The 23,325-nt window shown below is 50.3% G+C and carries 16 protein-coding genes and 1 pseudogene; 6 read left to right on the forward strand and 11 right to left on the reverse strand.

The window, feature by feature from the left end:
- Positions 1 to 186: 186 nt before the first annotated feature.
- Positions 187 to 2,415, reverse strand: a complete 2,229-nt coding sequence (psaB, locus tag A8707_RS12065) for a photosystem I core protein PsaB (protein WP_068817300.1) — start codon at positions 2,413 to 2,415, stop codon at positions 187 to 189.
- Between the two features lie 23 nt (positions 2,416 to 2,438).
- Positions 2,439 to 4,694 carry a photosystem I core protein PsaA gene (gene psaA / locus A8707_RS12070; protein WP_068817302.1) on the reverse strand — a complete coding sequence of 752 codons (2,256 nt, stop codon included), beginning with the start codon at positions 4,692 to 4,694 and terminating at the stop codon, positions 2,439 to 2,441.
- A 586-nt stretch (positions 4,695 to 5,280) separates the two neighbouring features.
- On the opposite strand from psaA, the gene A8707_RS12075 reads away from it, so the two are divergent.
- Positions 5,281 to 7,209: a hypothetical protein gene (locus A8707_RS12075; protein ID WP_068817304.1), complete on the forward strand. Its 1,929-nt coding sequence runs from the start codon at positions 5,281 to 5,283 to the stop codon at positions 7,207 to 7,209.
- A 157-nt stretch (positions 7,210 to 7,366) separates the two neighbouring features.
- Here A8707_RS12075 and A8707_RS12080 read toward each other — a convergent pair whose 3' ends face one another.
- From A8707_RS12080 to A8707_RS12100, 4 genes are all read right to left on the reverse strand, one after another.
- Positions 7,367 to 8,056 carry a response regulator transcription factor gene (locus A8707_RS12080; RefSeq protein WP_068817306.1) on the reverse strand — a complete coding sequence of 230 codons (690 nt, stop codon included), beginning with the start codon at positions 8,054 to 8,056 and terminating at the stop codon, positions 7,367 to 7,369.
- A complete protein-coding gene (locus tag A8707_RS12085; protein ID WP_068817308.1) occupies positions 8,053 to 9,141 on the reverse strand; it encodes a sensor histidine kinase in 1,089 nt (362 codons plus the stop codon). Before A8707_RS12085 ends, A8707_RS12080 begins: the two co-directional genes overlap by 4 nt.
- Before the next feature lie 24 nt (positions 9,142 to 9,165).
- The gene (locus A8707_RS12090) at positions 9,166 to 10,368 is read right to left on the reverse strand and encodes a sensor histidine kinase (RefSeq protein WP_068817310.1); all 1,203 of its coding nucleotides are present in this window, start codon (positions 10,366 to 10,368) and stop codon (positions 9,166 to 9,168) included.
- A gap of 313 nt (positions 10,369 to 10,681) precedes the next feature.
- Positions 10,682 to 11,806 carry a site-2 protease family protein gene (locus A8707_RS12100; protein WP_068817314.1) on the reverse strand — a complete coding sequence of 375 codons (1,125 nt, stop codon included), beginning with the start codon at positions 11,804 to 11,806 and terminating at the stop codon, positions 10,682 to 10,684.
- Between the two features lie 188 nt (positions 11,807 to 11,994).
- Between A8707_RS12100 and A8707_RS12105 the strand changes: the two genes are divergently transcribed.
- Positions 11,995 to 12,324: a hypothetical protein gene (locus A8707_RS12105; protein WP_068817316.1), complete on the forward strand. Its 330-nt coding sequence runs from the start codon at positions 11,995 to 11,997 to the stop codon at positions 12,322 to 12,324.
- Between the two features lie 4 nt (positions 12,325 to 12,328).
- Here the strand turns inward: A8707_RS12105 and A8707_RS12110 are convergent, their stop codons facing one another.
- A complete protein-coding gene (locus tag A8707_RS12110; RefSeq protein WP_197484746.1) occupies positions 12,329 to 14,506 on the reverse strand; it encodes a sensor domain-containing protein in 2,178 nt (725 codons plus the stop codon).
- Positions 14,507 to 14,937: 431 nt separating this feature from the next.
- On the opposite strand from A8707_RS12110, the gene A8707_RS12120 reads away from it, so the two are divergent.
- The 4 genes and pseudogenes from A8707_RS12120 (at position 14,938) to cobW (ending at position 19,190) form a co-directional block, all read left to right on the forward strand.
- Positions 14,938 to 16,257 (forward strand): glutamate-5-semialdehyde dehydrogenase, encoded by a 1,320-nt coding sequence (locus A8707_RS12120; RefSeq protein ID WP_068817322.1) that lies wholly within the window; start codon positions 14,938 to 14,940, stop codon positions 16,255 to 16,257.
- Between the two features lie 50 nt (positions 16,258 to 16,307).
- A pseudogene (locus A8707_RS12125) lies at positions 16,308 to 17,063 on the forward strand (Rpn family recombination-promoting nuclease/putative transposase); the annotation flags it as partial.
- Positions 17,064 to 17,308: 245 nt separating this feature from the next.
- Positions 17,309 to 18,025, forward strand: coding sequence for a biliverdin-producing heme oxygenase (locus A8707_RS12130; RefSeq protein ID WP_068817324.1), 717 nt, complete (start codon positions 17,309 to 17,311; stop codon positions 18,023 to 18,025).
- 112 nt (positions 18,026 to 18,137) lie between these two features.
- On the forward strand, positions 18,138 to 19,190 hold the full coding sequence (gene cobW, locus A8707_RS12135; protein ID WP_068817326.1) for a cobalamin biosynthesis protein CobW: 1,053 nt from the start codon (positions 18,138 to 18,140) through the stop codon (positions 19,188 to 19,190).
- 61 nt (positions 19,191 to 19,251) lie between these two features.
- Here cobW and A8707_RS12140 read toward each other — a convergent pair whose 3' ends face one another.
- The 4 genes from A8707_RS12140 to A8707_RS12155 form a co-directional block, all read right to left on the reverse strand.
- Positions 19,252 to 19,557: a Mo-dependent nitrogenase C-terminal domain-containing protein gene (locus tag A8707_RS12140; RefSeq protein ID WP_082906341.1), complete on the reverse strand. Its 306-nt coding sequence runs from the start codon at positions 19,555 to 19,557 to the stop codon at positions 19,252 to 19,254.
- A gap of 450 nt (positions 19,558 to 20,007) precedes the next feature.
- Positions 20,008 to 21,549, reverse strand: a complete 1,542-nt coding sequence (crtH, locus tag A8707_RS12145; protein WP_068817328.1) for a carotenoid isomerase — start codon at positions 21,547 to 21,549, stop codon at positions 20,008 to 20,010.
- Positions 21,550 to 21,657: 108 nt separating this feature from the next.
- Complete coding sequence (gene ribD, locus A8707_RS12150; protein ID WP_331711713.1) at positions 21,658 to 22,779, reverse strand: bifunctional diaminohydroxyphosphoribosylaminopyrimidine deaminase/5-amino-6-(5-phosphoribosylamino)uracil reductase RibD; 1,122 nt, start codon at positions 22,777 to 22,779, stop codon at positions 21,658 to 21,660.
- The gene (locus tag A8707_RS12155) at positions 22,776 to 23,312 is read right to left on the reverse strand and encodes a hypothetical protein (RefSeq protein ID WP_068817332.1); all 537 of its coding nucleotides are present in this window, start codon (positions 23,310 to 23,312) and stop codon (positions 22,776 to 22,778) included. The genes ribD and A8707_RS12155 overlap by 4 nt, the downstream gene beginning before the upstream one ends.
- Positions 23,313 to 23,325: the final 13 nt, after the last annotated feature.

Genomic DNA, 23,325 nt, shown 5'->3' on the forward strand with positions numbered 1-23,325 from the left:
ACTTTTTGTCGGAGGTCATCGCTGTAGGGGGCTGGCATCGCTCATTTGAGGGTCTCAACTTCTATAGTATGTCCTAACCTAACTGGCAACGGCTATACTTAATTTGACAGACAGGCAATTTACAAAAAAATCCCCCACCATCAAGGCAGGGGATTTTTGTTAGATATCTATAGCGTCAGTTCAGACTTAGCCGAACTTACCCGCTGTAGACGCAATCAGGAAAGCTGCGTATGTGAGGATATAGCCAACTGTAAAGTGAACCAGACCTACCAAGCGACCTTGCACGATCGACATAGCAACGGGCTTGTCCTTCCAGCGAATCAGGTTCGCAAGAGGAGTGCGCTCGTGCGCCCAAACCAGGGTCTCGATCAATTCTTGCCAGTAGCCTCTCCAGGAGATCAAGAACATGAACCCCGTTGCCCAGACCAAGTGACCGAAAAGGAACATCCATGACCAGACAGCTAAGTTATTCATCCCATAAGGGTTGTAGCCATTGATCAACGGAGCCGAATACTGCCACAGATAGTCACGCAGCCAACCCATTAGATAGGTTGAGCTTTCGTTAAACTGAGCCACGTTTCCTGACCAAATTGCCAGATGCTTCCAGTGCCAGTAGAAGGTCACCCAACCAATGGTGTTCAGCATCCAGAACATTGCCAGATAGAAGGCATCCCATGCTGAGATATCGCATGTGCCGCCACGACCCGGACCATCGCAAGGAAAGCTATAGCCAAAGTCTTTTTTGTCGGGCATCAACTTGGAGCCGCGCGCATCCAACGCACCCTTGACCAAAACCAAGGTGGTGGTATGCAACCCTAGCGCGATCGCGTGGTGAACCAAGAAATCGCCAGGTCCGATGGTGAGGAACAGGGAGTTTGTGCCACTGTTAATCGCTTCGAGCCAGCCAGGAAGCCAGACGTTCCCGAAGGTGGGCCAAGCGGTCGAGGCAATGCTGGTAGGGTCTGAGAGCAGAGTGCTCATTCCATACAGCGCCTTACCCGAAGCAGCTTGAACGAACTGTGCAAACACAGGCTCAATCAGAATCTGCTTTTCAGGCGTTCCAAACGCGACCACTACGTCGTTGTGAACGTATAAACCGAGGGTATGGAAGCCCAAGAACAGAGACACCCAGCTTAAGTGCGAAATGATCGCTTCTTTGTGCTGGAGAACCCGATCGAGCACGTTGCCCTTGTTGGCATCCGGATCGTAATCCCGAATCCAGAAGATCGCTGCGTGAGCGAATGCGCCCACCATCAAGAATCCAGCGATGTACTGGTGATGGGTATACAGCGCAGCTTGAGTCGTGAAATCCTTCGCCATGAAAGCGTAAGGAGGCAAGGCGTACATGTGCTGTGCCACCAAAGAGGTGATCACACCCAACGCAGCCAGCGCCAGAGAAAGCTGGAAGTGCAGGGAGTTGTTGATGGTGTCATACAACCCTTGGTGAGGCAGATTAAACTGACCCTCTGACCTGCCGCCCACCAGACCCTTCTTGCTGTCCAGCATGTCTTTGATGCTGTGACCAATGCCGAAGTTGGTGCGGTACATGTGTCCCGCGATGATGAACAGAACCGCGATCGCCAGATGGTGATGCGCCATGTCCGTCAACCAGAGAGACTCGGTTTGCGGATGGAAACCACCTAAGAAGGTGAGGATTGCGGTTCCTGAACCTTGAGCCGTTCCAAAGATGTGGCTCGCAGTGTCAGGATTATCCGCATAAGCACCCCAGTTTCCGGTGAAAAAGGGAGCCAGCCCAGCAGGGTGAGGCAGCGTGGTTAGGAAGTTGTCCCAGCCGACGTGCTGACCGCGCGATTCAGGAATGGCAACGTGAACTAAGTGACCCGTCCACGCCAGTGAGCTAACGCCAAACAAACCCGCTAAGTGGTGGTTTAGACGCGACTCAGCATTCTTAAACCAAGCCAAGCTCGGACGAAACTTGGGCTGAAGGTGTAGCCAACCTGCAAACAGCATGACAGCGGCTAGAGCGAGCAAGCCGATGGCACCTGCATAAAGGTCGCCGTTGGTTCGCATTCCGATCGTGTACCACCAGTGATACAGACCTGAATAAGAGATGTCTACCGGATAGTTTGCGCCACCTTGAGTAAACGCCTCTACCGCAGGCTTACCGAACTGAGGGTCCCAAATCGCGTGAGCAATGGGACGGACGTTCAGCGGATCTTTGATCCACTGAGGAAAGTTGCCTTGCCAAGCCACATGAAACTGGCTGCCCGATGCCCACAAGAAGATGATTGCCAAGTGACCGAAGTGAGTCGCGAAAAGCTTTTGGTAAAGCTTCTCTTCCGTCATTCCGTCATGACTTTCAAAGTCGTGAGCTGTAGCGATTCCATACCAAATCCGACGAGTTGTGGGATCTTGGGCAAGGTCTTGGCTAAATTTTGGGAATTTAGTTGCCATAAGTCTTTATGATTCCTCCTGGCTCAATCTAACGACAATGCACGAGCTAGGAAGAATGCCCAGGTTGTGACAATTCCTCCCAGGAGGTAGTGAGCAACGCCCACAGCCCGACCTTGAATGATGCTTAAAGCACGAGGCTGAATGGCAGGTGCAACTTTCAGCTTGTTGTGTGCCCAGACGATCGATTCGATTAATTCTTGCCAGTAGCCGCGACCACTAAACAGGAACATCAAGCTAAACGCCCAGACGAAGTGGGCACCCAGGAACAGCAAGCCATAGGCTGACAGCGCCGAACCGTAGGACGTGATCACCTGGGAAGATTGTGCCCACAAGAAGTCACGTAGCCAGCCATTAATCGTGATGGCGCTTTGCGCGAAGTTGCCGCCTGTGATGTGATCGACACTGCCATCAGCATTGACCGTTCCCCACACATCTGACTGCATTTTCCAACTGAAGTGGAAGATGGCGATCGACAGGGAGTTGTACATCCAGAACAGACCGAGGAAGACGTGATCCCAACCAGAAACCTGGCAGGTGCCGCCCCGACCCGGACCGTCGCAAGGGAAGCGGAATCCCAAGTTTGCTTTGTCTGGAATCAGACGTGAGCTACGAGCATACAGCACACCCTTCAGCAGGATGAGAACCGTAACGTGGATGGTGAACGCGTGGATGTGGTGAACCATGAAGTCCGCCGTCCCCAGCGCGATCGGCATCATCGCAACCTTGCCGCCGACTGCGATCGTGCCGCCACCAAACGCATAGCTAGCCGGAGCCAGCGCGTTAGGAGCTGTGGAACCCGGAGCCAGCGTGTGCAGGTTCTGAATCCACTGAGCGAAGACAGGCTGAAGTTGAATTGCCGTGTCAGAGAACATATCTTGAGGGCGACCCAACGCACGCATGGTGTCGTTATGGACGTATAGACCAAAGCTGTGGAAGCCCAAGAAGATACAAACCCAGTTGAGGTGAGAGATGATCGCATCGCGGTGACGAATCACCCGATCGAGCAGGTTGTTCTGGTTTACGACAGGATCGTAGTCTCGCACCATGAAGATGGCTGCGTGAGCGGCTCCACCGACGATGAAGAAACCACCCAACCACATGTGGTGAGTAAACAGAGACAACTGCGTAGCGTAGTCAGTTGCCAAGTAGGGATAAGGAGGCATCGCATACATGTGCTGAGCCACGATGATGCTCACGGAGCCAACCATTGCTAGGTTGATCGCCAGTTGAGCGTGCCAAGAAGTGGTCAGAACTTCGTACAAGCCTTTGTGACCTTCCCCGGTGAAGGGACCTTTGTGCGCTTCAAGGATTTCCTTGATGCTGTGACCAATGCCCCAGTTGGTGCGGTACATGTGACCCGCGATGATAAACAGAACCGCGATCGCCAAGTGATGGTGCGCTGTATCTGTCAACCATAAACCGCCTGTGACTGGGTTTAGACCGCCCTTAAAGGTGAGGAAGTCTGCATATTCACCCCAGTTGAGGGTGAAGAAAGGGGCCAGCCCTTTGGCAAAACTGGGATAGATGTCTGCCATCAACTGCGAGTTTAAGATGAACTCGTGGGGCAGAGGAATCTTATCTGCCGGAACGCCGCGATCGAGTAGCTCATTGATGGGTAGAGCAATGTGGATCTGGTGTCCAGCCCAGCCCAAGGAGCCAAGTCCAAACAGCCCTGAGAGGTGGTGGTTCAGCATCGACTCCACGTTCTGGAACCATTCCAGTTTAGGAGCGCGCTTGTGATAGTGGAACCAGCCAGCAAAGAGCATTAAGCCAGCCATCACCAAACCGCCGATCGCGGTGCAGTAAAGCTGAAACTCGTTTGTGATGCCGGACGCGCGCCACAGTTGAAAGAACCCAGAGGTGATCTGAATTCCGTGGAAGCCGCCGCCGACATCAGCGTTGAGAATCTCTTGACCGAAGATCGGCCACACCACTTGAGCACTAGGCTTGATGTGGAGCGGATCAGCGAGCCAAGATGAATAGTTTGAAAAGCGAGCGCCATGAAAATACATGCCACTCAGCCAGATGAACACCACTGCCAAATGACCGAAGTGAGCACTAAAGATTTTCCGAGATACGTCTTCTAAATCGCTGGTGTGGCTATCGAAATCGTGAGCGTTGGCGTGCAGGTTCCAAATCCAGGTGGTGGTTTTTGGACCTTTAGACAGCGTGCGATCGAAGTGACCTGGCTGTGCCCACTTCTCAAAAGAAGTAGGAACCGGATCTTTATCGACGATCACCCGTACCTTTGCCTCGCGCTCCGGTGGACTAATTGTCATCGAGACTCTCCTCTCTTTAGACAAGGAACGAGGAATCCCCCAAATTAGGCTCCCTTCTGCCTTCAAACCGTTTGCGACCTAAGCCGCACGTTGACCTACACTCGATAACTAGGTTCATGAGTCCAAAAGCCGAAGCTTTGTAACTGTGAGTGCAGTGTGAGCGATCGATTTGAGAGCGTGGGGTTTGTTCACAACTGGGGCAGATATCTGCAATCGCTGTGAACACAGCCTTTGTGGGTTCTCACTAGGTCATTATAAGTCTTAGATGAAAGCGTTTTTGACAGGAGTTTACAATAATTCAAATTCGGTCAATGGTTGACGATGACTGGATTCTGACTTTTGACAACGCTTAAAAAGTCAAGCATCTGTTGATTAAATTTACATCCCTAAACAATTGGAAGAAAACCTCAAATCTATAGAAGAAGATCGATACTTTATGTAACTCACTGTTAATATGCCTTCGCAAACCTGATGAGGGTTCGGCGCTCTGGGCATTTGTATCTAGAATTTAGCAGAGAGGATTCGATGTTTTCCGCTATAGTTCCGTATGGATGGCTCAGTTAGATGTGATTAGGAGTGTTGCCTGGTGTTTGGGATCAATCGCTGGCGTAGTGTTGCAAGAACGTTGTTCATCTCTGGACTGCTGGTTTGCGTTCTAAATTTGTGGGGGTGTGGCGGCAATTCGCGCAGTGAGGCTCCTAAGACTCGCGCAGTCACGGCTCGGTCTGCCCCAAAAGCGGCTCCGGTCAAGCTAGCGGGCAAGATTTCCGAGGTTTCCCCGCCAGAAGTGATTCAAGAACTTCGCGCAGTGCTGGAACAATATGAGCCGCAAGTGACGATCGTGTCTCCTCGCCCCAGTGAGGTCTTGCAAGATGACACGATATCGGTTCGCCTGCAAGTCAAAGATTTGCCTCTATTTAAGGATGAGAAACTGGGGCTAGGAACTCACCTTCACCTTTTCTTAGATAGCCAGCCTTATCAAGCGGTCTATGACGTGAGCCAGCCGATCGTCCTTAAAGACCTATCACCCGGAACCCATACCATCCGCGCCTTTGCAAGTCGCCCGTGGCATGAAAGCTTTAAGAATGAAGGGTCGTATGCTCAAGCGACGTTTCATGTGTTCACCAAAACCCCTGACAACAACCCCAGTTTAGAACTACCGCTACTCACCTACAGCCGCCCGCAGGGTGTTTATGGCGCAGAGCCGATTATGCTGGATTTCTTCTTGACCAATGCGCCGCTGCATATCGTGGCTCAAGAAGACGAGAAAGACGATGTGGCAGATTGGCGGATTAAAGTGACGGTGAACGGCTCAGAGTTTGTGCTCGATCGCTGGCAGCCACTCTATCTCAAAGGCTTCACCCCTGGCAAAAACTGGGTTCAGTTGGAATATATTGATGAGAAGGGCAATCCGATTCAAAATGTCTATAACAACCTGGCTCGAAGCGTTACCTACACGCCTAATGGCAACGACACGCTTTCTAAGCTAGTCCGCGATGAGCTTTCGTTTGCTCAAGCTCGCAGCATTGTTGATCCCAACTATAACGCTGAGATACCCGAACCGAGTCCTGAGTCGTCTCCGATGCCGACTGTGGCTCCAGTGCTGCCGCCTCCAGAGGTAAAAGAACCCGCGACCGTGCCATCTCCTAAAATTGAGCCGTCAGAACCTCCCAAATCTGAGGAGCCGCAGCCTCTCAAGGAACCTGTTACGGAACCTAAAGGTGGGTTCTTCAATCGGTTCCGTCGCTCTACTGAACCTGCAACATCTCCTAGCTCCACTCCTGAAGCGATTCCGAGTATCTTACCCGACTCGATTCCGAGTATGTCACCCGCTCCAGTAGAGCCGATCGAAGAGCCTGCCCCTAAGTTAGAGGAAGAAAAACCTTCTGAAATCAAGGAGGCTCCGAAAGAAGGATTCTTTAACCGTTTCCGTCGTCCTGAAAGCCCAAAACCGTCTTCTGTGGTCACTCCTGAGCCAACGTTGAGTGTGCCATCTGAGCTTGTGGAGCCGATCGAAGAACCTGCACCCGAAATTCCAGAAACAACGGTTCCTGAAGTCACCGCTCCTAAAACGGAATCGAAGCCTAACTTTTACGATCGCTTCCGTCGCCCTGCTGAAACACCAAAGCCTTTACCAAAGGAGGCTCCGGCACCTTTAGAGAAAATTGAGGAACCCACACCTGAGCCAGCAGAAACGAAACCAACCGAATCTCCTAACCCTTTGCTTAAGACAGAATTGGAGCGTCGGTTGGGCATCCCGCTGACTTCACCAAAGCCAACCCCGATCGAGCCTAGCCCCCAAGCAGTCGAAGTCAAACCCGCCGAAGTAAAACAGCCTGAGATTAAACCCGTTGAACCTCAACAGCCTCGATCGTTTCAGCCGAGAAAACCTCCGAATCAGTTTCGTCGTCCTTCTGGTTCGATCAAGTCTCCTGAAGTTCCCATTAAATTACCCGAAACCTTAGAGGCACCTTCTAAAGAATCCACTCCTATCAAGGCAGTTCAACCCGACTAACTTCGGGTTTAATATCAACGATAAACGGATGGTCTATGTTCAGGCTATCCGTAAACGTTCAACATCCTTAATTGGCGGCGCACCAAACATTCAAGAATATTCGCGGCTGAACTTTGAAGGGCTTTCATAAAAGATAGATTTGAGATGAGCGCGATCGTCAAGGTGAAGTCTCGCGAACGTTGGGGTTTAGAAACCTAGCGTCTACTAGCTGTTTTTGAATCGCGAGAACGGCGGCTTGAGTGCGATCGCGCACGTCTAACTTGTGCAGAATTGCATGGACGTGGACGCGTACGGTTCCGGCTGAAATATAGAGAATATCCGCAATTTCTTGATTTGATTTGCCCGTCGCCACGAGCGCAAGAATCTCTTGCTCTCGCTTGGTGAGCGGATTATCAGATGGATGAATTAGAGATGGCTCGTTTTGAAAAGCAGCTTGAATTTCGGTCGTTGCCGTTTGATCCCACCACGATGCCCCAGCCGAGACCGATCGAACTGCCAGCATTAACTTCTCAGCCGGAATTCCTTTAAGACAATAGCCCTGTGCTCCTGCCGTGATCAGACGTGCGATGAGATTTTTTTCCGATCGCGAGGTCAGCACTAAAATCGGCAACTGAGGCTGCTGCTGTTTGATTTGTCGGCAGGCTTCAATGCCACCGATTCCAGGCAAGCCGATGTCTAACAGCACTAGGTCGATCGCGTGAGTTTTGGTCAACCCTACGGCGGTTTCCCCGTCTTCTGCTTCTGCGATAATCTCTAGATCGGCTTCCTGTTGCAGCCGCATTCGCAGACCTAGCCGGAACAATTCATCGTCTTCAGCTAATAAAATTCGCAAAATATCAGACTTCATGGTCCTACCGATGCGGGCAATCGAAACCCAAAAATTGCCCCGTGAGGCAGTCGGTTCTCTGCCCAAATCGTACCACTGTGCGCCTCGATAATTTGTCGCGTTAGATATAAGCCCAACCCAGAGCCTTTGGCTTGTCGATCGCCGTCTCCTTGATAAAAGCGCTCAAACAAATAAGGCAGTTCTTCAGGCGTGATGCCCGATCCCGTATCGGTGACCTTCACAATTTGGTGCGAGACGTGAGACTCTAAAATAATCTCAACTTTGCTGCCTCTCGGAGCGTGATTAATGCCATTGGTGAGCAAGTTGGCAAACACTCGTTGAAGTTGAAGTCCGTCGCCAGTCACCCACAGCGATCGACGAAAGTCTGAGTCGCCATAGTTTAACGTCAGGTGAACTCGTCGCGTCGCCGCTAAGTTTTGCAGGGTAGTGATTGCGTCTTCGGCTAGGATCGCCAGATTAACGGGTTCGAGGTGTAGCTGCAATCCTTCTGCGTCGTTTCGATACACGTCTAGCATCATTTCGACCATTTGGAGCGTGGTTTGATGACTGCGCGTAATCATCTCCAAAATCGTTTGCTGAGTGGAGTTGACGACCCCAAATTCTGAGTGTTGAAAGGCTTTGAGAGTTTCGATCGCGCCTAAAAGAGGTGTTTTCAAGTCATGGGTCAGCGTCGAGACAAAATCTTCTCGCAGTCGAGCCAGTTGCTCTTGTGCCTGAAGGCGATTTTGCTGTTGAATGATCGCTTCTTGATAGTGACGATTGCGATCGCTCAAGATTGCGGTCACGATCAGCGCCAACACGGTGATAGCTCGATTTGCGATCGTCGCCATTGTGATACCATCCGTCGAAGGAAACCACAGATTAGATAACGTCAAAATCACAGCTACGATCGTCGTCTGCAAAATTTCTTTGCGGCTGAGATGAAACCCTGCCAGCACAATCAACCCAATGTAAAGGTAGCCAAATACATATTCAGCCGGAGTGACATATTCTAACAGCAGCACGATCGCAAACAGAATCGCAATCAACCAGCGAATCGGACGGCGATCGATCATAGCGCTGAGAGTCGATAGATTGCGTGACATGGCGGACAAGAAATAGCACGATCGCTAAGATTCAGCAGGCATGACAATTTTGATAGGCAACACAACCGTAAACGTCGATCCTACCCCAACTTTAGACGTGACTGAGATGGTGCCTTGCAATCGCTTCACCAGTCGATCGACGATCGCTAACCCCAACCCAGTGCTATCGATCGAAGGATTTGGGTCAGAAGGCTGCGCTCGAAAGAATGGCTCAAAGATTCGGGCTTGAACCTCTGGCGCAATGCCAATTCCAGTATCGGTAACGGTCACAACCCATTGGTCAGCATTAAGAGCACGACACGCCAACATCACACTGCCCGACTGAGTGTAGCGAATGGCATTGCTCATAAGATTAATTAAAACTTGCTGTAGACGAAACGAGTCTGTCAACACCTGAGGAAGCGTTGGGTCGCAGTCACATACGAGATCTAGTGTTCGCATTTCGGCTAACGGTTGCACCACTTCTAGAACCGATTCGATCATGGGTGGCACGTCCATCCACGCCAATTGCAGGTCGGTATTGCCCGTCTCGTGACAAGAAAGCTCTAAAGAACTGTTGATTAAGCGAAGCAATCGACGACCGTTTCGCACTACACGATCAATATGCTCCAAACTGGGAGCAGAGTCTCTCAACTCCGATCGTCGCTGTTGTTTCAAAAATAGCTCTGAATAGCCAATAATCGAACTCAGAGGCGTTTTTAGCTCATGTGCCAGGTGAGAAATGTTATCTTGACCCGCCCGAATCAATCGACTCAGTTCTTGATTGTTAAGCATCAATTGGCTTTGCAGGCTTTCGAGTTCTTGCAGTCGCTGTTTCATATAGCTCTTAAAACACTGCGCGATCGCTTCATCAATGACCTGATCAACCAGCGCGAGCACCCGAAATATTTCTTTTGGCGTGGTTTTGACTAAATCTGACTGAAGATTTTTAAAGACGGTGGCTCGCAGGAGATGATATTCTCGCGCAATCTCAGTCGCATCAAAGCCCTGTTCAGCTCTGAGAGACCCATGAACTAAGCTTGCACGAATCACGGTCTGAGTATCGCTAATTTCAGAGCGCGACAAGATCGTCACCAGTGCCTTAAGAACATTTGGAATATGATCTCTAATCGCAGAACGAGACAGCGAATCGGCGCTTTTAATCTGCCGATCGTTGGAGACGGCTTCTACCCATTGCTGAGTGATAATCTCGATTTTCTTGTTCAGCAGTTGACTTAAATCGAGCATGGGTAGGTAACCAAGAAATTGTCAAAAAAATGAGGAGCGATCATTAGTCTAAACAAACTAAAGATTACTTCGCACAAAAGATGGTCAATAGACCTCCTGCACGAATGCTTCGCCCTCACCCTAGCCCTCTCCCCAAGGAGAGGGGACAAGAGGTTTTAGCTTCCTTCGCCCTGGGGAGAAGGGTTGGCGAGGGCTTGCCCCACTTCGTGAAGAGGGCTGTCCAGATCGACGCGGGAGGTCTAACTTGTAATATTCAGAAACTTCTCAGCAACAGGAATAGGGCAAAGTCGTGATCCCTGTTGCTTGCCCTCTATCAGGCAGGAGTGGCTTGAGTGCGACGCTGAAGCAACTTTTGAATTGAGGCTTTTTCCAAGATTCCCACCAAGATTCCGTCATCACGCACGACTGTCAAAGTAGGAAGCTTCTTTTCCTCTAGCATTTTTGCCACTTCTAGCAGCGGTTGATAAGACTCGACGGTCAATGACGGCTCGATCGGCTTCATCAATGATTGAATCTGAAGATCAGCCCAACGCTCAACTGGGATAATTTGCAGGGAATCCACTGCCATCTCTCCAACCAGTTGCCCATCTGCATTCGTCACCAAAAACTTACGCCAGTTGTCGCGGCTGAGAATCTGCTGATCGGCGAACTCTCTGAGCGAAAGCTGCGCCGACACGATCGGACTATCGGGAGTGACTGCATCCGCTGCCGTCAGTCCTGTAAATTGCTCTTGAATGCGGGCAGATTGACCTGCTCGACTCGCATTTTGCAGCAAGAACACCCCAATCAACAGATTCCAAACGCTGCCAAAACTCCCAGAAAGCACGATCGGCAGCAGACCCGACGCGATCGCGATCCAGCCAAAAAGCTGCCCTACCCGACTGGCAAACACGACTCCTTTATAAGGATTGCCTGTCACCTTCCAGACCAGCGCTTTGAGAATGTTGCCCCCGTCTAGCGGCAGCCCAGGAATCAAATTGAAGAGGGCTAACGCTAAGTTAACCGAAGCCAACAGACTAAGAATCGCAGTCAAAGGCGTGGTGGCTCCAGTGCCCAAGGCAAGTATGCTCAACAGCCCGAAGAGTAAGAGACTGACGATCGGACCTGCGATCGCCACCCAAAATGCTTCACCCGGAGTCTTCGATTCATTCTCTAGGCTGGCAAGTCCGCCAAACAAAAATAGCGTAATCGACTGCACCCCAATGCCCTGACGCAAGGCAACAAAGCTGTGTCCTAATTCGTGTGCCAACACCGAGCCAAACAGCAGCAGAGCAGTCATCAAGCCCAACAGCAAAGGCACTCCGCCTGCTAGCGCTGGAAACTGCGCCGCGATGCCACTGCTATAACTCCAGGTAAACAGCCCCAGTACCAAAAACCAAGACGGGTTGACATAGAACGGAATGCCAAACAGTTGACCAATGCGAATATTGCCATTCATAAAGTGACCTCTAAGTCAGTGGAGTCTTTACTCCTGGTCTATTAGCTTTGAGTGTAACGAAGTGTGAATAAACTTCTCAGGTTTCTGACAGCGTGAAAGCCGCCTAATCTGCGTTCGGTTGGGTGAAAAATCAGATCAGTCCGTCACCAGGCAAGATATGATACCGAAGGAGTCAACAGAAGCGAACAATGGTAGAACGTCCCATCAAAAAATCTGAACGGCAGGCGGCACCCTCGTCTGAACCCTCTTCCCCAACGTCAGATTCAAAGCCTTCTGCTCCCCCAAAGCCTCAGCGCTCAGCAGGTCGCAGCGACGATCGTCCAGCAGGTCGCAGCGACGATCGCGCTTCAGGCAGAGGCAAGCGAGGCGCTCAAGACGACGAACCCAAGCAGATGACAAATCCTGCTTTGATGCGAGGTCCCAAACCTGTGAAGGCTCCGATCGCGCCTGAGCCACAGCCAGAGGCGATCGCTGACGAAACCTCAGAAGAAACCCCAGTAGAGACGACTGAAGAGTAATCACTTAGAGCGTCTCAAGCCCTCGACCTGTGGGCAGCAGCCCTTGCGAAATGTTCTTGAAGGGATGATCTTCTCGAAGCAGTTTCTCAACGTCAGCGCTGCCCATAGGTTTAGAAAATAGATAACCCTGAGCATACTCGCACTTCAAAGCTTTGAGTTGTGCCAGTTGCTTTACGGTTTCGACCCCTTCAGCGACGACATCCATCCCCAAGTTCCACGCTAGGGTGATGATGGTTCGCACTAGCTCTAGTTTCTCGCCATCGACATCGACTCGACTGATGAAGGAGCGATCGATCTTCAGCAAATCCATTGGGAACCGATAGAGATAGCTGAGCGACGAATAGCCCGTTCCAAAATCATCAACCGAGAGCTGAATGCCCATCGCCTTAAGCTGCAACAGCATATCCATCGCGCTCTCCGTGTTTTCCATGATGGCGCTTTCGGTGATTTCTAGCTTGAGATGACGCGCATCTAGCCCGGTGTCATCTAGAATTTGGCAGATCTGCCCGATCAGACTAGGCTGAGAAAACTGGCGACTCGATAAGTTGACACTAATGCTCAATGGCGACCGATCAGAAAAGAGGGTATGCCAAGCCTTCATTTGCCGACAGGCTTCTCGCAGCACCCACTGTCCGATCGGAATGATCAGCCCCGTCTCTTCTGCCATCGGCACAAATTCCGCAGGAGACACAATGCCCTGTTCGGAATGCTGCCAGCGCACTAATGCCTCAAAACCCATGATCTTCCCAGTTGCAAGCGCTACGATCGGCTGGTAGTAAAGTAGAAATTCTTGCCGATCGATCGCTCGCCGCAGATCATTTTCTAATTGCAGTAATTTAACGACTCGCGTGTGCATCTCGGTGTCAAACACTTCATGACAGGCTTTGCCTGAGGCTTTGGCACGATACATCGCAATGTCTGCCCCTCGCAGCAGATCTTCGGGCAACTCATAGTGAGTCGTGCTCAACGTGATGCCGATGCTAGCAGAGGTAAACACTTCATGTCCATTTAAGTTGAAGGGAGTCGATAAAGTACGATGCACCCGTTCTGCAATTTTCTTAGCATCCTCTAGGTTTTGAATGCGTTCTAGCAGAATAGTAAACTCGTCGCCGCCCAGTCGAGAAACAGTATCTTCGTGACTCACACAAGCTTCGAGCCGTCGGGCGATCGCAATTAAAAGCTGATCGCCCATCAAGTGCCCCAAACTATCGTTGATCACTTTGAAGCGATCGAGGTCTAAAAACAGCACTGCAAACTGATGATCGGCACTTTGTCGAGAGCGAGCCACGGTTTGCCCCAGCCGTTCCATAAACAGGAGGCGGTTGGGTAAGCCTGTCAGCGAGTCGTGAAAGGCGTTGCGGCGAAGTTGTTCTTCCGCTTGCTTGCGCTCGGTCACTTCGCGCATGACGGAGACAAAGTGCGTCACCTGCCCCTGCTCGTTGCGGATGGGCACGGTATTGAGGTCAACCCAAAATGGGGTTCCATCTTTGTGATAGAGAATCAGTTCGGCTTTGACGGCTTCAAAGTTGAGCAGGCTAGTGCGAATTCGATCGAGTTCACTGACAGAAGTGTGGGTGCCGAACAGCAGTTTGGCAGATTTGCCGATTACTTCAGCCGAGGTGTAGCCTGTACCTCGCAAAAAGGCATCGTTGATGTAGACGATTCGTAAAGTTAAAGGATCTTCTGTCGGCTCTGACTGGGAGATCATGACAATCTCATTAGCATTGACCACAACCGATTCTAGAAGTCGCAGATATTCTTCGAGCCACTTGCGTTCAGTGATGTCTTTGACCGTGATCAGAGTGCCCGTCGATTCTCCTATGTGGGTGCAGAGCAGCGTGGCGTTGACTTCTGCCCAAAATTTTCTGCCGTCTTTGCGCTTGAGTTGTCCTTCCTTCCAGCCATAGAAGTTTTGGCGGTCTTGCTCAGACTGCCCGGTTTGAAACTGAAGCCAGCCTTCGATCGCCGAGAAAAATTGATAGGCAGGCTTGCCCACCATTTCTGCCACCGAGCAGCCAACCAGCTTTGCCATGCGCGAGTTGACGTGCAAAACGCGATCTTCTAGGTCGGTGATCACAACGCCATCATTGAGATTTTCTATAACCGTGCGAAGCAGCCAATCAGACGGGAGCGGCGTTAGGTTTGCTGTCGCCGACTCAGTTATAGAGTGTTCATTCGCCATAGATCCCTCCTCGGTGTCCTCTGCTTCTAGACAATGAAGAGTTGGACTCATCGCTCAAACTCGTTGAGCACGATGGCAAGCTGAATTGCGTTCTAAAATCTGGTTTACTCAAGGCGTTTAAGAGGGTTGTCAATCAGGAAACAAACTATTGCGGTCATTCAGCCAGAGGTTGCATTTCGATCGAGAGTGCCAATCTCTGCATCTTTTCAAAGCTTTCGCTTATAGAACTTATTGTTTTAAGTTTGCCCAAAACTTTTGAGAAACTTGGGCGCAACGCGGAGAAGTTTTTCTGTTTGTAAAGTTTCTGTTAATCGAAGGGGTAGCCCCATGGCTACCAGTGGCTTTGAGTAACACGGGAGAGCTGGCTTCTACCGTCTACGTACCGTCAATGTACTAATCTGGAGATCACAAAATCCTTATTTGTTCTCCTCATGACTGTCTCGAACGCTGCTTCAAATCCCGTTGGTGAGATCTCACTGGTTGCGTTAGCCCAGAAAACACGCAATGCCGCCCGACAGTTGGGGACGCAGACTGCTGATGTGAAAAATCGGGCGATCGCCGCCATTGCTGAGGCGCTAGAAACTAATGCCACCGAGATTCTCGCCGCCAATGCCGCCGATTGTGCAGCCGCAAAAGCCGCAGAAATTTCCCCGGCTCTTTACGCACGATTAAAGCTGGATGAGGCGAAATTGAAAGCCGCGATCGCCGGAGTGCGCGATGTTGGTAGATTGACAGACCCGATCGGAGTTATCCAGATCAACCGCGAACTTGATGAAGGACTGATTCTTAAGCGTGTCACCTGTCCGTTAGGGGTGCTAGGCGTGATTTTTGAGGCGCGACCCGATGCCGTGATGCAAATTTCGAGTTTGGCGATTAAGTCAGGAAACGGCGTGATTCTTAAAGGTGGGAAAGAGGCGATTCGTTCTTGTGAAGCTTTAGTGAAAGCAATTCATCAAGGATTAGCGCAAACGGAAATTGATCCGTCGGTGGTGCAACTACTGACCACACGAGAAGAAACGCTAGAGTTATTAAAACTCGATCAGTTTGTGGATTTGATTATTCCTAGAGGGTCAAATTCATTTGTGCGATTTGTGCAAGACAATACGCGAATCCCAGTGTTAGGACACGCCGAAGGAATTTGTCATTTATATGTCGATCGCACTGCCAACATTCAGAAAGCAATCAAAATTGCAGTCGATTCTAAAACTCAATATCCGGCAGCTTGCAACGCGATCGAGACTTTACTCGTGCATCAGGCGATCGCGTCAGAATTTCTATTGGAAGCCGCGTCTGCACTACAAGCCAAAAATGTAGACCTACGAGGCGATGAACGGACTCGCGAAATTCTCAACATCACTGCCGCAACAGAAGCAGATTGGATCACTGAATATAGTGACTTAACGTTAGCGATTAGAGTTGTGGATTCGTTGGAAGCCGCGATCGAACACATCAATACTTATGGGTCGCGGCACACAGACGCGATCGTCACTGAAGACTTAACTTCGGCTCAAACCTTTCTGGCTCAAGTCGATGCGGCGGGCGTTTATCACAACTGCTCAACTCGATTTGCCGATGGGTTTCGCTATGGCTTTGGCGCAGAAGTCGGCATCAGCACCCAAAAAATGCCCCCTCGTGGACCAGTTGGCTTAGAAGGACTCGTCACCTACAAATATCAGTTAGTCGGCAATGGACACATCGCCGCCACCTATTCTGGAACAAATGCTAAACCCTTCACCCATCAGGATTTGTAGATCGCTCAATGTTTGACAACATCTGAAAATTCCTCGCCGAAACCTTCTCGGCTGACTTCGCTACCTGGCTGCTGGGCGAATCGATCGAGCTAACCCAACTCAGCCCGTCAGAACTCTCGCTCGAACCCATTCGCGCCGATGCTCCAATTTTGCTGCAATCTGACGAAGTAGTTTTGCACCTGGAGTTTCAGACACAACCCAAAGCCGATATCCCGTTTCGCATGATCGATTATCGGCTGAGAGTCCATCGTCGCTTTCCTCAAAAGCAGATGCGCCAAGCCGTGATTTATCTACAGTCCACTAAGTCTGATCTCGTGCAGCAAAGCGCGTTCACTTTAGAGAAAACTCGCCACGAGTTTGAAGTGATTCGGCTCTGGGAGCAGCCAGCGAGTGCTTTTCTACAATCCCCAGGACTGCTGCCGTTCGCGGTTTTAAGCCAGGTTAGCGATCGCGCTCAAACCCTCCGACAAGTTGCTCAACTCATCGATCAAATGCCCGACCCACGAGCACAAAGTAATGTCTTGGCATCGACCTTCGTTCTCGCTGGTTTAGTATTAGAGTCAGAGGTCATTCAGCAAGTGTTGCGGAGAGACATCATGCAAGAGTCTGTCACCTATCAACTAATTAAATCAGAAGGTCGGGAAGAAGGTCGGGAAGAAGGTCGAGAAGAAGGTCGGGAAGAGGCTTTGCGACAGATTGTTGCGAACCTGACGAGAGAAGGAATGTCTCCTGATGTCATTGCTCGAATTACTGGCTTGACGATCGAGCAAATTCAACAGGTTCAACCTGCGATCGACCAGCCGTGATGCTGTAGATTCAAAAATTCGTTGCCGATCGCTGACCAAACTCACCGATCTAACCCTCTTCCCAACGTAAGAATTTGTAATAAAAACGCTCATCAAATCAGATTAACGTAGCAAAAGATGCGGACTTTACCGATTTCGGATTTTGGATTCGAGAGTTTTGTGGCTTCTAAATCCAAAGTCCAAACTTCGATTGACCTTTGAGGCTTGACACGCCAGCAAACTACTTTAGTGTTGGGAAGTTTAGAATGAGCAGTAATTTAGCAACGAAACTCCGCGAGGGCACCAAGAAAGCGCACACGATGGCGGAGAACACAGGATTTATCTCCTGTTTTTTGAAGGGCACGGTCGAGAAGAATTCTTACCGCAAATTGGTGGCAAATCTCTATTTCGTCTATTCAGCGATGGAAGAAGAGATGCACAATCATCGTGGTCACGCTGTTCTGGGCAAACTCTACTTTCCAGAGCTAGAGCGCAAAGCCAGCCTAGAGCAAGACCTCGCCTATTATTTTGGCGCAAACTGGAAGGCAGACGTTGCCCCATCTGAAGCGACTAAATTCTACATTCAGCGCATTCATGACATTGCTCAGACTCAGCCAGAGTTGCTGATTGCTCACCTCTACACTCGCTACATGGGCGACCTGTCGGGCGGGCAAATTCTGAGGAAGATTGCTCAAAATGCCATGAACTTGTCCGACGAAGAGGGGTTGGCGTTCTACTCGTTTAAGCAGATTCCTGACGAAAAAGCATTCAAAACCATGTATCGTCAACGGCTGAATGAAGTCGCAGTCGATGACGCGATGGACGATCGCATCGTCAACGAAGCCAACGACGCATTTGGCTTAAACATGAAAATGTTCCAAGAGCTAGAAGGGAATTTGATCAAAGCGATCGGCGTGCAGCTATTTAGCTTGCTGACTCGTAAACGCAATCGTGGCACAACCGAGATGGCAACGGCTGAATAGCTCCCTGCCTACCATTTCTCAGCCACTCGCGTTATTTTGAATCCTGGCGGCTTGATGATTTTCTGATTGAGAACCACCAAGCCGCCAGGATTCTAGTTTGAAAGGAGACAAAATGGCTGCAAAAATTCCAGTCACGGTGATCACGGGCTTTCTAGGGAGCGGTAAAACGACTCTGATTCGTAACTTGCTGCAAAATAATCAGGGCAGACGCATCGCCGTTTTGGTCAACGAGTTTGGCGAACTAGGCATCGATGGCGACTTATTAAAGTCGTGCGAAGTCTGCCCAGAGGGTGAAGCAGAGCCGCAGTCCAACATTGTTGAACTGACCAATGGCTGTCTTTGCTGCACCGTTCAGGAAGAATTTTTGCCGACGATGCTAGAACTTCTCAAGCGTAGAGATAGCCTTGACTGCATCGTGATCGAGACTTCTGGGTTGGCGCTGCCTAAACCGTTGATTAAAGCGTTTCGTTGGCACGAGATTCGCAACGCGGCGACGGTGGACGGAGTAATCACGATCGTCGATTGTGAAGCGGTTTCGACGGGGACGTTGGCAAGCGATTTACAAGCGGTTGAAGCACAGAGGCAGGCTGACCCCAATCTCGATCACGAAACGCCGCTTCAAGAACTTTTTGAAGATCAACTAGCCTGCGCGGATCTCGTGATTCTCAACAAGACCGATTTGGTGGATGATGACGTTCACGCTCAAGTCAAAAATCTGGTGCAGCGCGAACTTTCCAGAGCCGTGAAAATCGTCTCAAATGGTCGAAGTCAAACGCTCGACTCGGATGTGTTGCTTGGCTTTAATGCTGCCGTTGAAGATGACTTAGAAGCCCGTCCTAGCCATCACGATTTTGAGGAAGACCACGACCATGATGATCAAATTGTCTCAACCCATGTGGTGTTGGATCGGGCATTTGACCCGTCGCAGTTAAAAGCACGGCTAGAAACGTTGGTGCAACAGCAAGAAATCTATCGCGTTAAGGGATTTGTTGCCGTCCCTAACAAGTCAATGCGACTGGTGATGCAGGGAGTAGGATCGCGATTTGAACAGTTTTACGATCGCCCCTGGCAGCCCGAAGAAGCGAGACAAACGCGCTTAGTTTTCATTGGTCGAGATCTGAGCCACGAGGCGATCGAGTCTCAATTAGTCGCGTTACCCGTCTAGAAGGTTTTGCCCTTGGTTGTGAAGTGGCTGAGGGCACTACTTCGGCATTAAATTCAAATCGTTAGAGCGTTTCACCACACTCATCCACAAGATAGCAAAGTGAGCGAAATCTCAGCCCAACCAACTGATCGTAGAGCGGATTGATCTTGCACATCGGCGGAATGTGTGCAACTTTGCGACCGAAAAGATTGATGTCGCGCTCAAACGGGCATTGAGCCGGAATCGCTTTGCAGATGAAATGAGCAAGCTTACGATCGTGAATTTCAACCCCATCTAACCACTGACGAATTGGGCTTAGTAAACCAAAACGCGGCGGGTTTAAATGATCAGAATGCAGCGATAAAAAAGTCAGTTCTGTATTAGACATAACGCTACCTTTGTGGTCTAGTTGAGTCAATCTTTTTGCGTTCACGTGTTGAGACCGTAGTTAATGATTGACTCGTGTCTCACTAACAAGATACATACAGGAAGGTGGGTTTCCGTAAAGATAGGAATAGAATTGCCGAGCCATTGATTAAAGTTCAGTAAATTATCTGAACTCAAGGCACCCAGGATGTCCTCCATGTAAGGGATGTGGTTTTTCTAAACTTTGATCCGATCGTGAATCAAAACTGTTTAATACCATCCTTATCTCTATTAATAAAAGCTCTTATCAAAACTTAACAGTACCCAAAAGGGTAGTTTTTTTGGGATCAGAAAAACATATCTCTTTCGACATTCATCTTTCGGCATAAACAAAAAACCTGCAAAATACAGGTTCAAGTTTGTAATTTTGACTACCGATATCATGTGTTTCTGATCACAAATCAAAGCCGTTTTATAAACCTAAATCAACCGCAACTCGATGGGCGCAAGCAAACCCAGAAAATGCCACCGCGTTTAAGCCCTGACCCGGAAACGTGCTGTCACCTACACAATAGAGATTCGCGATCGCGGTTCGATTAAAGGGCATTCCCAGTAGTCCGGGCAGCTTACGAGCGGGGATCGGACCATAGGTGCCGTTGTCTCTTCCTAAAAATCGACGATGCGTTCTAGGAGTGCCGACTTCTTGATAATCTAAATGCTGGCTCAGATTGGGGAAGATGGCTTCTAGGCGATCGATCACTCGCTCCGCCGCCGCCTCTTTTTTGGCTTCATACTCGCTAGGCGATAGATTTTGCCAGTTTTCCATCCAACTCGGTGTGAAGGTGTGTATGATCTGACATCCATCTGGCGCAAGACTCGGATCGAGCAACGTCGGAATCGAGACAAAAATCGTGCCTTGCTCGGCTTCCATCGCGTTCCAGTTTTCTAGCAAAATGTGATGGCATTCTGTTCCGATCGGAAGGGCTTCTGATTTGACTCCCAGATGCAAGCTGAGAAAACTCGAAGACTGCTGATAGCGCTGCTGCCACTTCTTTTCAGCGTTGGGCATCTCAGACGAGGGCACGAGTTTCTCAAAGGTATCCCAGCGAGTCGCGTTGGAAATAATTCGCTTTGCACGATACGTCTTGCCAGAGGCGAGGGTGACTCCCACAGCGCGCCCATTTTCTAGCAAAATCTCGGTGACTCTGGCTTTATATTCGATCCGGCTCCCCGCGTTTTCTAAGCCTTCGACCAGCTTTTGAGCGATTTGACCGACTCCACCCTTGGGATAATTGATGCCGCCATAGTGACGATCGCTGAACACCATTCCCGCATTGATCATCGGAGTCTTATTTGCCGGAACCACTGACCAGCAATAGCACTCCATATCAATAAACTTCAGCAGCGCGGGGTCTTTAATAAATCGACGCGCAATATCTCCGGCGTTTTGGGGCAAATATTTCACCAACCCCAAACAGGCGAGAGGATGCTGAAAAAACACCCGCGTCAAATAACCCAACTCTTCGAGCGACAGCAAATCCATCACGTTGAGGCAGTTAAACACCTTCCAACACTCGTCATAAAACTGTCGAATCCCCTTCTCTTCGTGAGGAAACTGCCCGATTAGTTCTTGTAAGAACTTTTCATAATCCTTGTGGACTTTTAGCTCTAATCCATCAGGCAAATGATAGTGAATCTGCACCGGATCGGGAATGGTTTCGATGCTCATGTTGACAGCATCTAGCGCACGAGTCAGCAAATTTGTCGTGCCCTGCTTGCCAAAGCCAAAAATCATTGATGCGCCGACATCAAAGCGATAGCCCGATTCACCATCTTGGGACGATCGCTCAAAATAACCCGCACTGCCTCCGGGGATTAAGTAGCGCTCTAGCACTAAAACGCTGGCTCCCTTTGCGGCAAGCTGAGTGGCGGTGACTAACCCACCAATGCCAGAACCGATGACGATCGCATCGTATTCTGCGGGATATTGAGAAGGAGTTGAGACGGAAACCATGAGAAATGATAATAGTGCCACTGCTCTTCAGTGTATCGGAATTGAGTATGCGGTAGGAGACGGGTGCTGTGAATCGTCTTCGCGATTAGCGCAGCGATCGGTGATGTCCTAGATTTCTCTTTTCTGAGTTGGTAGATAGCCTTCAATTAAATAGTCTGTGTCGATCGCGCTCCACTTAACTCGCTCTAACGTCAGTGCTTGCGTCATCTCCACCAGTCCCAAGTCTCCCACGGGTGAAGGGGCAGCGCTGCCGCCAATAATTTTAGGTGCGATAAATGCCAGAACTTTTTGCACACAGCCATCCGCGATCGCTTGAGCTGCCAGAGTGCCGCCACACTCCCACAGCACAGATGATAACCCTCGATTGTACAAATACGTCATTGCCTGAAATGGAGTCAGCGGATTTAACTCGACCACCTCAACTCCTTGCTCAATCAAGGTTTTCTGAACGTCTGGATTCGCTCCCAACTGGGTTAAAACGAGGGTCGGAGCCGTCTGCGTTTGCCAAAGATTCGCTGGCGTGGGCAGATTGAGCGATCGGCTCATCACCACTCGTAGAGGATTATGATCGGCTACTCCATGCGTCGTCAAAAGAGGATTGTCTTTACGAACCGTGTTGCCGCCGATAATGATGGCATCACACGTCGATCGCACTTGATGAACTCGCTGCCGAGAGGCGGCTCCTGTGACCCAACTGCTGTGTCCTGTGGTCGCGGCGATTTTGCCATCTAACGTCATGGCATACTTCAAAACGCCAAACGGACGGCGATGCAAAACGCAGTGGACAAATGCCTCGTTTAAGTCTTGACACGCTGCTGCTTCAACGCCGATCGTCACCTCGATTCCAGCTTCGCGAAGTCTAGAAATTCCTCCACCTGCCACTTTAGGGTTCGGATCGACCATGCCCACAACGACCCGCCGCAACCTTGCCGCCACGATCGCGTTAGAGCAGGGAGGCGTTCTCCCATAGTGATTACAGGGTTCTAAATTTACGAAGAGCGTGGCACCTTGAGCGCGATCACCCGCATCTCTCAAGGCAAAAATTTCGGCGTGAGGCTCTCCCGCTTTTGGATGAAACCCTTCGCCGACAATCTGCTGGTTTTGCACAATCACCGACCCGACTAAAGGATTGGGTGACGTGTGCCCTTGCGCTGTTTGAGCGAGTTCTAAACACCGTCTCATCATGACCTGATCGAACGCCGCTTGCTCGATCGGCGGGTCTGTGTTCAAGACGATCGTGACGTAGTGGAATATTGGCTCAGCACTTCTTGCCCCCAGCGCACCAGTTTTTCAGATCCTTCTATCATCAGCAAATAGTGTCCCCGGTTGAGGTGATGGCGATAAACGCTCACCGTGTTGCCCTCACCGAGCAAGCCAAGCAGCCCTCCCAAAAAGGCTCCACAAAACCCGCTCATCGTGCCCACCACCGGAATTAGCAATAGAGGCTGCAAGCTTCTGAGATCGCTATAGCCGCGACTTTGAATTAAAACCAGCACAAACGCAACCAGTGAGCCGATCGTTCCCGCCACGATCGACAAACTGCGCGCTCGACGCACGGCGATCTGCATTGGTTTAAGCAAGCCCACATGGTCAGGGTTGCTATAGCCTTTGCCGACGATCGCCAAATGTTCGGGAGAAATGCCGTAGTGGTGCAGCAAGCGATATGCCCGAAAAGCAGAGGCTTCATCAGGAAACATCGTGACTGCAAGATGAGTTTGTCGGCGCACCAAACCCGTTTTTCGCAAGAACCTGGTAACTGTCACAAAGCTAGTTAGG

Origin of the sequence: Phormidesmis priestleyi BC1401, assembly GCF_001650195.1 — a bacterium.
Lineage (GTDB): Bacteria > Cyanobacteriota > Cyanobacteriia > Leptolyngbyales > Leptolyngbyaceae > Phormidesmis_A > Phormidesmis_A priestleyi_B.